This window comes from Geomonas paludis (assembly GCF_014193585.1).
Taxonomy (GTDB): Bacteria; Desulfobacterota; Desulfuromonadia; order Geobacterales; family Geobacteraceae; genus Geomonas; species Geomonas paludis.
On the sequence record NZ_BLXY01000001.1, the window covers coordinates 755,195 to 771,044 of the forward strand.

The 15,850-nt window shown below is 64.9% G+C and carries 10 protein-coding genes; 5 read left to right on the forward strand and 5 right to left on the reverse strand.

What is annotated here, in order from left to right:
• Positions 1–194 precede the first annotated feature (194 nt).
• The 5 genes from H7687_RS03010 (at position 195) to H7687_RS03030 (ending at position 4,642) form a co-directional block, all read left to right on the forward strand.
• A complete protein-coding gene (locus H7687_RS03010) occupies positions 195–1,700 on the forward strand; it encodes a methylmalonyl-CoA carboxytransferase subunit 5S (protein WP_183344960.1) in 1,506 nt (501 codons plus the stop codon).
• Between the two features lie 28 nt (positions 1,701–1,728).
• Positions 1,729–3,273, forward strand: coding sequence for an acyl-CoA carboxylase subunit beta (locus H7687_RS03015; RefSeq protein ID WP_183344962.1), 1,545 nt, complete (start codon positions 1,729–1,731; stop codon positions 3,271–3,273).
• 10 nt (positions 3,274–3,283) lie between these two features.
• Entirely contained in the window at positions 3,284–3,484 is a 201-nt protein-coding gene (locus H7687_RS03020) for a hypothetical protein (protein ID WP_183346097.1), read from the forward strand.
• A gap of 174 nt (positions 3,485–3,658) precedes the next feature.
• On the forward strand, positions 3,659–4,060 hold the full coding sequence (locus H7687_RS03025; RefSeq protein ID WP_183344964.1) for a biotin/lipoyl-containing protein: 402 nt from the start codon (positions 3,659–3,661) through the stop codon (positions 4,058–4,060).
• Between the two features lie 117 nt (positions 4,061–4,177).
• On the forward strand, positions 4,178–4,642 hold the full coding sequence (locus H7687_RS03030) for a CHRD domain-containing protein (protein WP_183344966.1): 465 nt from the start codon (positions 4,178–4,180) through the stop codon (positions 4,640–4,642).
• Positions 4,643–4,735: 93 nt separating this feature from the next.
• Here H7687_RS03030 and H7687_RS03035 read toward each other — a convergent pair whose 3' ends face one another.
• The 5 genes from H7687_RS03035 to recC form a co-directional block, all read right to left on the reverse strand.
• Positions 4,736–6,058 (reverse strand): DNA recombination protein RmuC, encoded by a 1,323-nt coding sequence (locus H7687_RS03035; protein WP_183344968.1) that lies wholly within the window; start codon positions 6,056–6,058, stop codon positions 4,736–4,738.
• Between the two features lie 2 nt (positions 6,059–6,060).
• Positions 6,061–6,858, reverse strand: a complete 798-nt coding sequence (locus H7687_RS03040; RefSeq protein WP_183344970.1) for an alpha/beta fold hydrolase — start codon at positions 6,856–6,858, stop codon at positions 6,061–6,063.
• A gap of 154 nt (positions 6,859–7,012) precedes the next feature.
• A complete protein-coding gene (gene recD / locus H7687_RS03045) occupies positions 7,013–8,809 on the reverse strand; it encodes an exodeoxyribonuclease V subunit alpha (protein ID WP_183344971.1) in 1,797 nt (598 codons plus the stop codon).
• Positions 8,810–8,957: 148 nt separating this feature from the next.
• Positions 8,958–12,335, reverse strand: a complete 3,378-nt coding sequence (gene recB / locus H7687_RS03050) for an exodeoxyribonuclease V subunit beta (protein ID WP_183344973.1) — start codon at positions 12,333–12,335, stop codon at positions 8,958–8,960.
• 255 nt (positions 12,336–12,590) lie between these two features.
• Positions 12,591–15,818, reverse strand: a complete 3,228-nt coding sequence (recC, locus tag H7687_RS03055) for an exodeoxyribonuclease V subunit gamma (RefSeq protein ID WP_183344975.1) — start codon at positions 15,816–15,818, stop codon at positions 12,591–12,593.
• Between the last annotated feature and the right edge of the window lie 32 nt (positions 15,819–15,850).

Here is a 15,850-nt window from a genome sequence, read left to right on the forward strand (position 1 = left end):
ACCGCGTCCACTTTTGTCCATGTCGTCCACCTGCCGCTGGCCTCGGCCACCGTCGTTGCCCCCTCCGTTCGTCACCTGCCGCTGGCCTCGGCGACCGTCGTTGCCCCCTCCGTTCGTCCACCTTAAAATCGACATTAACCCTTGCCAATGAGTCTCCTTCCCGTACACTATCCCTTCGTGACAAGGGGGGAGACATGAACCGAATCATCGACATCACCGAGCTGGCCCTGCGCGATGCCCACCAGAGCCTGATAGCGACCCGCCTGGGCATCGATGACATGATTCCTGCCTGCGAGGACCTCGACAACGCCGGCTTCTGGTCCCTGGAGTGCTGGGGGGGCGCCACCTACGACGCCTGCATCCGCTTTCTCAACGAGGACCCGTGGGTGCGGTTGCGCACCTTCAAGTCGCTCATGCCCAAGACCCCGCTGCAGATGCTGCTGCGCGGCCAGAACCTGTTGGGCTACCGGCACTACCAGGACGAGGTGGTGGACCGCTTCGTCCAGAAGAGCGCGGAGAACGGCATCGACGTCTTCCGCCTCTTCGACGCGCTCAACGACCTGCGCAACCTGGAGCGCTCGGTCCACGCCGTGAAGCGGACGGGCAAGCACGCCCAAGGCGCCATCTCCTACACCGTGAGCCCGATCCACACCACCCAGGCCTACCTGGACCAGGCCAAGCGCCTGGTGGAGATGGGGTGCGATTCCATCTGCATCAAGGACATGGCGGCGCTCATCAAGCCGCAGGCGGCCTACGAACTGGTGCGCGGCATAAAAGAGTATTGCGGCGAGCAGACCCGTGTGCAGCTGCACGTCCACGCCACCACCGGCGTCACCATGGTGAGCCTCATGAAAGCGGTGGAGGCGGGGGTGGACGGCGTCGACACGGCGGTAAGTTCGATGTCGCTGGGGCCGGGGCACAACCCGACCGAGAGCTTCGTCGAGATGCTGGAGCATACCGGCAACGCGACCAGGATCGACCTCGGCCGGATGCTGCGCGTGAAAGAGCATTTCTCCAAGATCCTGCCGCGCTACCGCGAGTTCCTCTCCACGGTGACTGGCGTCGAGACCGAGATCTTCAGGAGCCAGATCCCCGGCGGCATGCTCTCCAACATGGAAAGTCAGTTGAAACAGCAGGGGGCGGCCGATCGCATGCACGAGGTGTTGGACGAGATCCCGGTGGTGAGAAAGGACACCGGCTACGTTCCGCTAGTGACCCCCACCAGCCAGATCGTGGGGACCCAGGCGGTGCTGAACACGCTGATGGGGCGCTACAAGGTGCTGACCGGCGAGTTCGCGGACCTGATGCTCGGCTACTACGGAGCGGCGCCGGGAGAGCTGAACCCCGAGGTGGTAGAGATGGCGCGCCGGCACGCCAAGAAGGAACCCATCACCGTGCGCCCGGCGGACCTGCTCGAGCCGGAATGGGACAAGCTGCGGGCGGCGGCGCTGCCGCTGGAGGGATGCGACGGCAGCGACGAGGACGTGCTCACCTATGCCCTCTTTCCGCAGGTGGCGCCCAAGTTCTTCGCCAGCAGACACGAGGGGCCGAGGAACGTCGGCAAGGACCCTGCCACCGGTGCTTCCGAAACCAGCACCCCCGAGGGGCACCCCGGCAAGATCACCGGCCCCGTAACTTACACGGTCACCCTGAGCGGTCAGCAGCACAAGGTCACCGTGGCGCCGTACGGCCAGGAATAGACGCCGCACCCGCTAAAGGAGCGCGCTCATGTCGATAGAGGAAAAGGTCAAGGAACTGAACGAGAGGAAAGAGAGGCTGAAGCTGGGGGGAGGGCGGGCCAAGATCGACCAGCAGCACGCCCAGCAGAGCCTTACCGCGCGGGAGCGCATCGAGACGCTCCTCGACAAGGACAGCTTTCAGGAAGTGGGTCTCTTCGCCAGGCACCGCTGCACCAACTTCGGCATGGCGGGCAAGGAGTTCCCGGCGGAAGGCGTGGTGACCGGTGCGGGAACCGTCGGCGGCCGTCTGGTGCACCTAGCCAGCCAGGATTTCACGGTGGCGGGCGGTTCGGCTGGGGAGGTGCACAGCGACAAGATCGTCCAGTCGATGCTCTCCGCCCTGAAGACCGGCACCCCCTTCGTCTTCATGAACGATTCGGGCGGGGCCCGCATCCAGGAAGGGATCGACTCCCTGGCGGGCTACGGAAAGATCTTCTACCACAACGTGATGCTCTCCGGCGTGGTGCCCCAGATCTCGCTTATCTGCGGCCCGTGTGCCGGCGGCGCAGCCTACAGCCCGGCGCTGACCGACTTCATCATCCAGACCGCCGGTGCACGCATGTTCATCACCGGCCCATCGGTCATCAAGGAGGCCACCGGCGAGGAGATAACCGCCGAGGCCCTTGGCGGTCCTCTGTCCCAGATGAACTACGCGGGCGTCGCCCATTTCGTCGCGGAGAACGACCTGGTGGCGCTGCGCATCTGCAAGCGGCTGCTTTCCTTCCTCCCATCCAACAACCTCGAAGACCCGCCGCAGCTTCAGGCCGATGATATCGTGGTGCCGGACAAGACCTTGAACACCCTGGTTCCGACGGATCCGAAGAAGGGGTACGACGTGCGCCAGGTGATTACGCGCCTGGTGGACGGCGGCGATTTCCTGGAGGTTCAGCCGCTGTTCGCGCCCAACATCGTGGTGGGCTTTGCCCGTATCCTCGGGCGCAGCGTGGGCGTGGTGGCCAACCAGCCCAGCGTGCTGGCGGGCGCCCTCGACATCAACGCCTCCGACAAAGGGGCGCGCTTCGTCCGCTTCTGCAACGCATTCAACATACCGCTGATCACGCTGGTTGACGTCCCCGGGTTCCTACCCGGCGTGCAGCAGGAGCAGGGGGGGATCATCCGCCACGGCGCCAAGATGCTGTTCGCCTACTCTGCCGCCACCGTTCCCAAGATCACCGTGATCATGCGCAAGGCCTACGGCGGTGCCTTCCTGGCCATGTGCGGCAAGGAGCTGGAAACAGACCGCGTCTTTGCCTGGCCCACCGCAGAGATTGCCGTGATGGGGCCGCAGGGGGCGGTCAACGTGATCTTCAGAAACGAGATCGCGCAGGCCGAGAACCCGCAGAAGAGGCGCCAGGAGTTGATCGAGTCCTACCAGAGCACCTTTGCCACACCGTATGCGGCGGCGGGGAGGCGGGACGTGGACGATATCATCGAGCCCGCCGAGACGAGGCGGCACCTGGCCATGACGCTCGACATCCTGCACACCAAGCGCGAGTTCCGGCCCATGAAGAAGCACGGGCTGATCCCGCTGTAAGGAGGAGGCCGTGGAAGAAAACGCAGGGAAACACGAGGAGATAACGCCTGAACTGCTGATGGTTATGTCGGCGTCGATAGCGGCCTACCTGGGCAGGACCGTCCGCATCCGGAAAGCGAGGTTCGTCGATCCGATGCAGGTCAACGCGTGGGGGCAGTCGAGCCGCGTCGTGCTGCAGGCATCGCATAACCTCAATGTAAGGCGGTCGTAATAGCTTTGCACTCGGCACGTGCGATGCCCTCACCCCCGCCCCTCTCCCAGAGGGCGAGGGGACCCAGGTCCATTCCCTCTCCCTCTGGGAGAGGGTGGCCGAAGGCCGGGTGAGGGCGCAGAAATATTGGAGAGGGAAAAAGCCTCGGCAAGCGCATATGAAAAGGAGACCACCGTGCAGCTTACAATGACCATTGATGGAAAGAAGTACCGGGTGGATGTGGAAGTCGAGGAGGGCGAAGAGGTCCGGCTGGCGGAGTCCTATCCGACCACGACGGTGCAGGCGGCGCCATTGGCCGGGATGCCGATGGCCGCGCCCGCGCCGGTAACCGGCGCGCCGCCGGGAGGCATGTCGGCGGCATCGGACAAGATCTGCCGCAGCCCCATAGCAGGCGTGGTGTTCAAGGTCGTGGCTCAGGTGGGGCAGCACCTCGAGGTGAATGATCTCCTCGTGGTCCTCGAGGCGATGAAGATGGAAACGAACATAACCGCGCACATGTCCGGCAAGGTCGAAAAGATCCTCGTCTCCGTCGGCGAAGCCGTCCAGCCCGGGCAGGCTATCGCGGAATTCGCGTAGTATGGGGACGGTGATTGCAGATGCAGAACGCGCCCAAATTAAATGCATAGAGTTTTTTGAATATGAGGGGTACAATCGCCAATAGTGGTAGTACCAAGGCTGTAAAGGAGGCAAGCGATGAGAAAGGTTAGGCTGTTACTGCTGGTGTTGGTAGCCGCGTTCTTTGCTGTCTCGACCGGCTATGCCGCTGAGCACAGCTTCAAGGCAAAATTGACCCCGAAAGAGGAAGTCGCCAAGCCTGACGCCAAATCTTCAGGCAAGGCTGAATTCAAGCTCAGTAAAGACGGCAAGGAGCTGACCTACAAGCTCTACGTCAAGAACATCATGGACGTCAGCGCGGCCCACATCCATGTGGCCAAAAAAGGGGAAAACGGTCCCCCGATTGTTGGCCTCTTCAGTGGCAGCAAAAAAGGGAAATTCTCGGGCATGCTTTCCGAGGGTAAAGTCGGTGCCAACGATCTGATGGGCGACTACAAAGGGAAATTCGACGAACTGGTCAAACTGCTCAAGTCCGGCGACACCTATGTGAACGTCCACACCGACAAGTACCCGGACGGCGAAATCCGCGGGCAGATCAAATAACGCAGCGATCATTCGGGCTGCAACATAAAAGCCCGTCGGCACCGGTTCAATGGACCGGCTGCCGGCGGGCTGTTTTATGCGCGCGTCATCCCCTCACGCCTCGTCTATCAGGACCACCTCGCCCGGTTCAATGTCGGGACCGGCGGGGAGCTCCACCCCCAATAGTCCCTTCGCCTCATGCTCTGGCAACTCCTCTATCCCCTGCATTTTGCGCTGGATCCGGCGCGTCCTCGTTGCGGCGGTGTCGATGCTGGAGGACGCCTCGTCGAGCTTCTTTCTCGTTTTCTCCAACAGCGTGCCGAAGGTCATGAACTCGGTCTTGATGGCGCCCAACAGGCGCCACACGTCGCTGCTGCGTTTCTCGATGGCGAGCGTCTTGAACCCGAGGCTCAGCGACGAGAGCAGGGCGGCGATGGTGGTGGGACCGGCGACAATCACCTTGTGCTCGCGCAGGATGACGTCGAAAAGTCCCGGCCGGCTCAATACCTGGGCGTAGCTCGCCTCGTTGGCGAGGAACATGACGGCGAAGTCGGTGGTCTCGGGGGGCGCCAGGTACTTGTCGCAGATCAGCTTCGCCATCCCCTGGACCGTCTTGTCGAACTGCTTGGTGGCCTCGACAACGGCAGCCTGGTTCCCCTGTTCCTGTGCTTCCACCAGGCGCAGGAAGTCCTCCTGCGGGAACTTGGCGTCGATGGGGAGCCAGAGCGGCTTGTCGTCCCGCCCCGGGAGCCGTACCGCGAACTCGACGCGGGCGTCGCTGCCCGGCTTGGTGGCCACGTTGGCGCCGTACTGGTCCGGGGTCAGGATCTGCTCCAGGAGGTTGTGCAACTGGACCTCGCCCAGCGTGCCGCGGGTCTTGATGTTGGAGAGGACCTTTTTGAGGTCGCCCACGCCGGACGCCAGCGACTGCATCTCGCCCAGTCCCTTGTGGACCTGCTCCAGCTGCCCGCTCACCTGCTTGAACGATTCACCCAGGCGCTTCTCCAGGGTTTCGTGCAGCTTCTCGTCCACCGTGGCCCGCATCTGCTCGAGTTTCTTGGAGTTGTCCTCCTGCAGCCACTTGAGCCGAACTTCCACGGTCTCGCGCAGCTTGTCCAGGCGCTGTTCGTTGCTGGCGGTGAGATTGGCCAGCTGCTGCGTGAAGCCTTCCATCTGGCCTTTCTGCAGCGACGCGATGTCCACCATCCTCTTCTGCACTGCCTCGCCGAAGTTGCGCAGGTTGCCCCCTAACTCCTCGCGATTGCGGCGCAGCTCGTCCTGCAGGGTCCGCTCCAGGCGCTCCAGCCCTTTTTCCAACTGGTCGAAGCGCGCCTCGGAGGAGGAATGCCGCTTCAGGCTCAGGTAGCACAAGAGCGTGACCACTAAGGTGGCGGCGAGAAGCAGCAGGGTAAGCAGTTGCAGGACATCCGCGTTCATGGTTACTCCGGTAGTGAGTTCAGGAACTCGATCAGGGTCTGGTTGAAGATCTCGGGCTGCTCCATGTTGACCATGTGTCCGGCGTTCTCGATGACCTTGCTCCGGCAACCGCGGAGACCGTCCATCAGCGTCTGGGCAGCTTCGGCGGGAGCGGCGCGGTCCTCGGCACCGGCTATCACCAGGGAGGGGTGCCGGAAGGAAGGGAGCAGCGGCGTGTAGTCCTTGCGGTCGCGCATGGCCAGCAGGCCGCCGGCGAGCCCCTTCGGGTTCGTGTCGCGCATCCAGGTAGTCACGCGGGCGATGAGTTCGGGGCTCGTCTGCGAGGTCTCGGAGGCGAAGAGAAGTTCGGCAAAGATCTTGATGATCGGGTTGGCGCCCAGCCGTTCCGCCTCGGCGGCCATGGCCTTGCGGCGCTCGCGCCCCGCCTCGTCGTCGGCGTTGCTTCTGGTCGCGATGAAGCAGGCGGCGCGGACCCGGTCCGGGTAGCGCTCCAGGAGGTTCATGAGGATGTAGCCACCCATGGACATGCCGCCGATCACGGCCTTGTCGATCTTCAGGGCGTCGAGGATGGCGATGATGTCGTCGGCGAAGCGCTCCATGCTGTAGCCGCCGGCCGGGGCGTCGCTGGCGCCGAAGCCGCGCAGGTCCGGAGCGATGACGCGGAAGCCGGCATCGGCAATCGGCTGGAGTTGCGGCTGCCACATCTGGCGGTTGAGGGGGAAGCCGTGGATGAGGATGACGGCAGGGCCGGTGCCCATGTCGTCGTAGGAAAGGTTTATATCATCAACATGTAAGTTCATGGTTGCTCCTTGTTCGCGGGAGTAGAATCCCCCCTCGCCTTTCGGGAGAGGGGCTGGGGGTGAGGGCGGTGCCTTGGCGATGCCCATCATTTCAGCGGTAATAGTCTTAAATGCTCCCTCACCCCTGCCCTCTCCCGGAGGGCGAGGGGGAGCTTCAACGCCCCCATAACCTTTCGCGCAGGCCGGACCTTCTGATTACTCGCCGTTCTACGCTAGCCTGAAACAGGTCGTAGGTGGCCAGCATTTCCACCGACTTTTTCGCCCGGGTAATCGCCGTATAAACCAGTTCCCGCGTCAGCACCGGGGTGTCGCGGTCGGGGAGGACCAGGAGGACTTTCTCGAACTCGGACCCCTGGCTCTTGTGCACGGTCATGGCGAAGGCGCATTCGTACTCGGGGAGCCGCAGCGGCAACACCTTCCTCATCCCGCCGGAACCGGAGGGGAAGAAGGCACGCAATTCTCCGCCGTTCTCGGCATCGGGGAGAATCAAACCGACGTCGCCGTTGAACAGCCCCAGGTTGTAGTCGTTCCGTGTGATCATCACCGGCTCGCCCGCATAGCAGCGGCCATGCGGATGAATCAGCCCCGCCTGCGCCAGCCGCTGGCGCACCAGCAGGTTGAGCGCCTCCACGCCATACGGGCCGCTGCGCATGGCGCACAGGATACGGAACCGGCTGAATTCTGCAAAGGCTTCTTCCGGCGTTTGCGTGTGCAGGTACGCCGCGTACCCGTCGGTGATGCGCCTGGCAAGGGCGTCCGCGAGACCGGCGGCGGGCGGCAGGGAGGCCAACGAGACATCGAGCAGGGCAGGATCGTGGCACGCCGCCAGCGCTCCCTGGGCGTCACCAGCATTGACCAGCGTGGCGACCTTGCCGATGCCCCCCGAGGACAAGAAGCGATAACTCTTGCGCAGCAGCACGACGGCGTCGCCGAGCGGGCCGATGCCGGGCTGGACCTCGACGGCATCACCGGCCACGTCGGCGGCCAGTTCCGCGAAATTGGCGGAGAAGCCGTGCGCGCCGCCGGTGTCGCACATGTCGCCCAGGGCGGCTCCGGCTTCGACGGAGGCGAGCTGGTCCCGGTCGCCGAGCAGGATCAGGCGGGTATCCTGGCGCAGTGCGCAGACAAGTTTCGCCATGAGCGGCAGGGATACCATCGATGCCTCGTCCACGATGATGACGTCGTAGGGGAGGGGATTGTCGCTGTTGTGCCGGAAGCCGCTTGAACCCTTCATGTAACCAAGCAGCCGATGCAGGGTGAACACCTCCTCCGGGATCAGGTCGCGCACTACGGGATCGGCCTTGTCCAGCCCGCCGGAGATGGACTCCTTGAGACGTGCGGCGGCTTTCCCGGTGGGGGCGGCCAGGGCGATGCGCAGAGTGTTGCCGGTTTCGGCAGTTCCTGCCTGTTCCAGCAGCAGCGAGAGCACCTTGACCACCGTGGTGGTCTTGCCGGTGCCGGGGCCGCCCGAGATGACGCAGAAACGCCTGGTGACGGCGGCAAGGGCGGCGACACGCTGCCAGTCGGTCTCGCCGGGCGTGGGCGGAAAGAGGCGCGTAAGGCCCTGGCGCAGTTGTTCGCGGTCAAACGGCACCGGTTCGCCCCGGTTCAGGATCGCCTCCGCCAGTTCGTTCTCGTAGCGCCAGTAGCGCTGCAGGTAGAGGCGGCCGGTGGGGTCCAGGATGAGAGGCTTGAACTCGCCGGGGGCGCCGACTGCGGGAGAGGCCTTCAGCCGATCGCACCAGGTTGCCGTCGATTCGAGGCGGAACCCGGCGGCACGACCTTCCTCCAGCGCGGTGTCGAGATCGAGGCAGACGTCCCCTGCGGTGACTCCGCGGCTCAAGAGCGCGGCGGCGGCCTCGACGTGCTGGTCCCGGCTCCCCGCCAGGCGGCAGATGAAGGCGGCGAACTGCCGGTCTATGTCGTTGAGTTGAACTCCATCAGGAGTCATAGGTTCACCTTTTTGAAAGCAGGAACACAGAGGACACGGAGGTCCACAGAGGTCACAGAGAAAGACAACATCAGGGGAAAACCTTGGTAACCCCTCTGTGTCCGCACTGGCTTTTCCTCTGTGCCCTCTGTGATCTGCCTTTCGCCTCTTACTCTAAAGCCAGATCAAAACTTAGTTGATCGTCGGCACCATTCTTTTTCGACTTCTTGCCGGCTCCCCCTCGCCCTTTGGGAGAGGGCTGGGGTGAGGGAGGTGCTTCATGCGCCAGTCGTACCGATTCCGGCAGCAGCACTCCGGCCAGTTCGGCGATGAACTCCTTGTGCGGCCGGTCAGCGAAGACGCCGTTGCCGGTGCCGTCGATGCCACGCAGGAACAGGTAGAAGATCCCGCCGAAATGGCGGTCGTAGTCGTAACCCTCGATGCGCAGCCTCAGGTAGTTGTCGAGCGCCACCGTGTAGAGGAGGTACTGCAGCGGGTAGAAGCTTGCCTCCATCTCCCGCTTCAGCGCGGCCTGCCCGTAATCCGCGGCACTGTTGCCGAGGTGGTTGGACTTCCAGTCCACGATGTAGTAACGCCCGTCGCGCTCGAACACGAGGTCGATGAAACCCAAAAGCATCCCCCGCACCGGTGAGAAGGAGAGACGGCTGAACAGTTCGGCCATGTCCACCGGGAACGCCGCGTCCGCTCCGTGTTTCCCCATGAAGCGGGTGACGGCGTCCTTGAGCCCGTCGGAGGTGACCTGGGCCAGCGGGAAGAAGAATTCCAGCTCGGTCAGACGCCGCTCCAGCGGCACTTGCGCCAGGCTGATCGCCTTATCCCCCAGCGGCGCCTGCAGCACGTTCAGCACCATGTCGCGCACGGCGCTACTCCATTCGGCGGCAAAGCCGTGCTTGTCCAACTGCTCCTCGACCAGCGGCGCCAGTTGCTGTTGGGCTTCAGTGAAGTCGAGGTCCTCGAAGATCTTGTGCAGGAAGATACCGGCCTTGGCCCCCTTGGGGAAGGCAAAGATGCCGGTCGGTTCCACGTCGCGCACCGGGCTTTCCTCGACCGGAGTTGTTTCGTCGCGGTCGGGAAGTTCGGCAGTGTGATGCTGGCGGCTGGAAAGGGAGGTGAAGCTGGCGACGCGCCAGTCACGGGCGATGGTCCCGGTGAAGTGCTGCGGCGCCAGTGCGGGCACGTCCTCTGCACCGGCCCGGAACCCGAGCAGGTCGGCGGCGGGCATCTCGAGTGCCTCGATGCTCCCGGCGGAAGCGGCTGCCAATTCAGCCAGGCGCTCACAGATCTTCTCGTCGGATAGCTTCACCTGCCCCTTCACCTCGTCCTGGTCCGGGTGCAGCAGGTAGTGCAGTGAACTGTCGGCGGCGTCCTTGAAAGCGCCCCAGACGACGTAGGTGCGGTGCTTGCCGCGGGTGAGCGCGACGTACAGGAGCCTCAGGCTCTCGGCGAGCGCCTCCTGGGCCGCTTTGGCCTTGCTCTGCTCCATATCCTCGGAGCCGATGTCGAGCACCACCTTGCCGTGGTCATCGTGGAAGAGCGCCCCCTCGTCCTTGCCGCCGACCTCGGCCCAGCAGAAGGGGAGGAAGACGATGGGGTACTCGAGCCCCTTGCTCTTGTGAATGGTCACCAACTGGACCGCGGCCTCGTCGGTCTCCAGGCGGACCTCGTACTCCTCTTTCTTGGGTTCTTCGGTGATGCGGCAGGAGAGCCAGGTCACCACCCCCTCCATCCCGAGCCGTTCCTTGACCTGGGCCTGGTGGATGACCTCTATGGCGTGCAGCACGTTGGTCAGGCGCCGCTCGCCCATCGGCCCGGAGAGCAGCCGCTGCCGCACCTTGCGCCGCTCCAGGAACTGCAGCGCCATCGCCATGCAGGAGGCCGCGTTCCAGGTGTCATGGTAGCCCCGGAATTCCTCCAGGATTTCCTCCCACTTGTCCTCGTCGTGGACCAGTTGCGCCAGTTCCGGGCCGGTGACTCCGACCAGGTCGGTGGCGAGCGCACCGCGCAGGAGCGCTTCGTGTCCCGGCTGGGCTACCGCCGAGAGGAGCCGCAGCAGCTCCGCCGCTTCGTCGGTTTCGAACAGGTTTCCCGCGCTGCAGAGGACGCTCGGGATCCCCCTGCGGCTCAAGGCCTGCTGCATCAGCCTGGCCTGCCGGTTGGCGCGCACCAGGACCGCCACGTCGCGCGGCCGGACCGGCCGCTGCACCCAGCGCTCGTCGTCGTCCTCCTGCCTGAGCTCCTCCACCGTAAGGTTCCCCGCCGCGCCGTCACGCAGGATGCGGGCGATCTCGGAGGCTACCGTTTCCGGGAGCAGGTCCCACGCCTCCCCCTTGTTGATCGGCTTGCCTGCTTCCTTGCGCGGGGCGAACCAGAACTTGAGCGGCGCTTTCCGCTCACCCTGTTCGGTGAGGATGCTGCGCTCCTTCGGCGCCGCCTCGACCTCATTGAAGCCGATCTTCTCGTGCAGGAACGGGAGCTCGCGCGAGGTGAAGAGCTTGTTCACCGCCGTGATCAATCCAGGCTCGGAACGGAAGTTCTGCAACAGGGTGTGGCGCTGCTTGGTCGCATCGGCAGCTCCCAGGTAGGCGAAGATGTCGGCGCCGCGGAAGCTGTAGATGGCCTGCTTGGGGTCGCCGATCAGGAAGAAGGGGGCCTCGTACCCGACGGGATAGATGGCGTCGAAAATGGCGAACTGGACCGGGTCGGTGTCCTGGAACTCGTCGATCAGGGCCGCCTTGAAGCGCTCGCGGATCAGCCGTGGCAGCGGGGAGCCGGGGCGGGTCAGGGCGGCGTGGAGGTCGCCCAGGAGGTCGTCGAAGCAGCGCACGTTCTTGAGCCGCTTCCGCTTGGGGAGTTCGGCGCGCAGGTAGTCGAAGAAGTTCCGCTTGAGCGCCAGCAGCCAGTCTGCCTCGTCCTCGGTTGCGGCGGGAGCATCGGGGACGACGGTGGCGTAGGGATCGCTGCAGACCCTCTTGGCCAGCTTGAGCAGGGAATCCGGCGTGACCTTGGCGTGGTCGGCCGCCGAGATCCTCTCGACGGGCTCGCCGTAGCAGTTGATGCGCCAGTAGTCCTGGGCGATCTCGTTGAGGATCTTCGCCTGGTCGGTCAGCAGTTCGGTGTCGCACAGGGAGCCGCTCTCGAAGGGGTTGTCCTGCAGCATCCTCTGGCAGAACCCGTGGATGGTGAAGATGGCGGCCTCGTCGAAGCTGCGCACCGCGTTGGCGAGCAGACGCCGCGCCTTGTCGCGGTCGGTGCTGCGCTCCATGAGCCCCGTCACCAGGAAGTCGTCGCTCTGTCCCGTTTCAAAGGAGGTTTCCGCGTCCTTCAGTTTCTGCCGGATGCGCTCCTTGAGCTCCTTGGTGGCGGCCTCGGTGAAGGTGACCACAAGGATGCGCGACACGTCGAGCTCTTCCTCGAGCACCAGGCGCAGGTAGACGCCGGCGATGGTGAAGGTCTTGCCGGTCCCGGCACTCGCCTCGATCAGGTTGCGCCCGCCCAGCGGGGTATGTAGGAGGTCGAATTTCTTCATTTGGTATCCTCCCTCTCCCTGCGGGAGAGGGTCGGGGTGAGGGCGGTGCAATCAGCAACCAATCCCTTCGTGGCGTCGCCCTCACCCGGCCTTCGGCCACCCTCTCCCAGGGGGAGACGGAATATCCCCCTCTCCCTCCGGGAGAGGGCTGGGGTGAGGGCGCTGCAATAGGCAATGATCCCGCTTCGTGGCGTCGCCCTCACCCGGCCTTCGGCCACCCTCTCCCAGGGGGAGAGGGGAGGGAGCGGGCAACAGTTATTTCTTTTTGGCGCTCTTGCCGCTCTTCACGAGATTGTCGAGGATGGGATCCCAGACCTCGCGGGCCAAGGCCTGGAACTCCTCATCGAGCGGTGGACTCTCGCCGAAGCAGCGGCGGCAGTACTCGTCCTTGACGTCTCCCTTCTTGTACTCGCTGCCGTTCCAGGCCGCAGCTGCAGCGCCGAGGGCCTTGGCGGCGTTCTTCGGCTCGCGGGCGTTTTTCACGTACTCGAACGAGGTGTCGGGGAAGAACTTGAGCGGCTGGGTCATGCCCTCCTGGTAGAGTTCGAGAAGCCGGTTCAGGTGCGCCTCGCTCCCGTCGATGGCGGGGAGGTGGACCGTGCTCTTCGCGGCGACGAAGGTGCTCTGCAAGGGGTACCCGGCCGCTTGCGCGCTGTTGAGTACCAGGTGCTCAACCCAAAGCCGCAACAGGTCCTTCGGCTTGAGGTCGGTGTAGCGATAGCGCACCATGCGGTCGTCGCGCAGGTTTTCCAGCCGCCCGATGATGCGCCCGGCCGGTAGCTTCAGGTCGATGTCCAAAGCGGGGAGCGCGGTACCGGTGCAGACCTCGGTCACCTTGCCGGCGAACTCGGCCGCCGGGTCGCCCAGCTTCTGGTACAACGCCGCGCCGCAGACTCCGGGGGGGAGGTCGCCACGGGCGCAGGCGACGGCGAAGGGAAGCTCCAGTTCATCGCCGCGCAGCACTGCCGCCACGATTTCCTGCTCCAACTGGTACTTCTCCAGCGAATCGAGCGCGAAGGGCTCCACCTCTTCCAGCGGGTCGTCCCCCTCCACGATCCGGACGCCAAGCCTGCGCCGCAACAACTCCTTGGACGGGTTGCACAGGAAATCGACCAGGGACTTCAGCGTGATGGTGGATGCCTCCTCCCACGGCGGCAGCGGGGTCGCCAGGAACGGCGCGGGGGGGACGGGGGGGAGCAGCTTGGCCTGTGCCCCGGCGCAATTCTGCTGCGAATAGCTGAAGTGCCCGTCGGCGCCGGTAAAGTACCTGGGACTGAACGGCTGCAGCGGGTGGCGCCGGGACTCTCCCGCGGGTTTCCCCTCGGCGGTCACGAAGCACCTGGCCAGGTAGTCCTGCAGTTCGCTGACCAGGACGCAGGGGGGGAGCTCGGCGTTGTCCTTGATGCTCTGCCCCACGTAGCTTATGTGCAGCCGCTTGCGCGCGGAAAGAAGCGCCTCCAGAAACAGGTAGCGGTCCTCGTCGCGCGGCGAGCGGTCGCCGGCGCGGCGCTCCCTGGTCATCAGATCGAAACCCTGGGCCGGGTTCTTGCGCGGGAACTGCCCTTCGTCCATGCCGATCAGCGCCACCACCGGGAACGGGATGCTGCGCATCGGCAGCATGGCGCAGAAGGTGACGCCGCCGGTCAGAAAGCCCAGGCCCCGCTCTGAGCTGCCCAGTTGCTGTTCCACCCAGTAGCGCACCACCTCGAGGCCGATCCCGTCCTCGAAGCCGGCCTGGCTACCGCACTCTCCCAGTTTCTTCACGATCTCGATCAGGGAGAGGAGCTCGCGCTCCCCCTCCTGGTCCGGGAGGATGAAGTCATCCAGGATCCGGCGCAAGACCGGCACCCATTCCGCAGCCGGCCTGGGGCGGGAGAGGGCCTGGGTCTCAACGAAGAGCTTTTCGCAGAAGGAGAGGAAGCGTCCCAGTACCAGCGCCACGCCCCCCTCCATGTCGTCGAAAGGAAGGATGCCCTTGTAGAAGGAACGCCCGTCGCCGTTCATGGCGTAGCCCAGCAGCAGTCGGTCCAGGCCCGCCGACCAGGAGTTCTCGTGGAAAGGGGGGACGCCGTGCTCGGCGCGCTGGCGGGCGTCGATGCCCCACCTGATGTTGGCCCCCCTGAGCCAGTCGCGCACCGTCTCCAACTCGTCCTCGTTGAGGCCGAAGCGGCGCGCCACCGGCGCCGATTCCAGGATGTCGAGCACGGTGGCGACGCCGTAGCGGCCGCCGCACAGCCCCAGGATGGACAAAAGGGCCTGGGCCGCCTCACCCTCGTTCTTGAGGCTGCGGTCCGCGATGGAGTAGGGGATGCGTTCGGCGCCGGATTCGGGGTTGCCGAAGACGGCGGAAATATAGGGGGCGTAGCTTTCGATGTCCGGGGTCATCACCAGCACGTCGCGGGGCGACAGGGACGGGTCCGCGTCGAAGATCGAGAGCAGCGTGTCGTAGAGCACCTCGACTTCGCGCATGGGGGAGTGGCAGGAGTGCACCTGGAGCGAGAGGTCGCCGGCCGTGAGGGTACGCACCCCCGCGTCGGCGCCGCGCAGTTCCACGATGTCGGCCTGCACCTCGTGCAGCAGCGAGCCCTGCGGCAGGTCGCCAAAGCTGTCGTGCCTGTCGTGTTCGCCGCAGCCGTCGATGATGGCCTCGAAGAAGTCGCGGCCCAGTTTTCCCCAGGACGCAAGCAGCGGGTTCCCCGTCTCGTACCACTGCTCCTGCCCCTGTCCCTGCTTCTCCAGCCGGGCCAGCTCACGCTCCGAAACGATCTCGCCCCAGTACTGGCGGCAGGGGTTCAGGAGGAACAGGTTCACCTCGGCGTGCCGGGCGAGGCGGGCCAGGACCTCGAGGTGGAAAGGGGGGAGCGAAGGGATGCCGATGACGGATATGCGCCGCCGGTCCGGGAGCCGGCCGCCGTCCAGCGCCTTGCGGAACTCCTGCAGCAGGCGGGCGCGGTGCTTTTGGGAAACCTCCGCGGTCAGGGCGCGCCATAGCTGCGCCTGCCAGTGCTCTTCCTTCCCCTGCTCCCACTCCAGGAGCTTTTCAGGACGGTAGACGGTGTAACGGTCGAAGGTGTCGGCGACGCGCTGGGCGAGCTGCATCCGCTTCAGGCCGTCGGCATCATCGGAAAGGTAGGCCGCGATCTCCTCGAAGCCCGGGTTCGCCGTCGCCTGCTGCAGCAGCCCCAGGATCCTCCAGGTCATCACCTCCGGCGCGAACAGGGGCGCCTCCTCGGGCGCGTCGGGCAGCACCGTGGCGAAGACCCGCTCCACGAACCGGTTCGGGAAGAGGAACTCACCGTTGGCCCAGACGCCGATCCTCGCCGCCAGCTCCATGGACAGCCAGCGCTGCATCCCCTTGCTCTGCACCACGATCAGTTCCTTGTCGAACGGGGTGCAGGGGGCGCGGCGCGGCGCGCGGACCACCTTTTCCAGGCGGTCCACCAGGTGTTCCATGAGGTTGCTGGTGTGGATGTACAGCGGCATCGGTCCTCGTGGTGCGGGGGCGTGCGGGGATT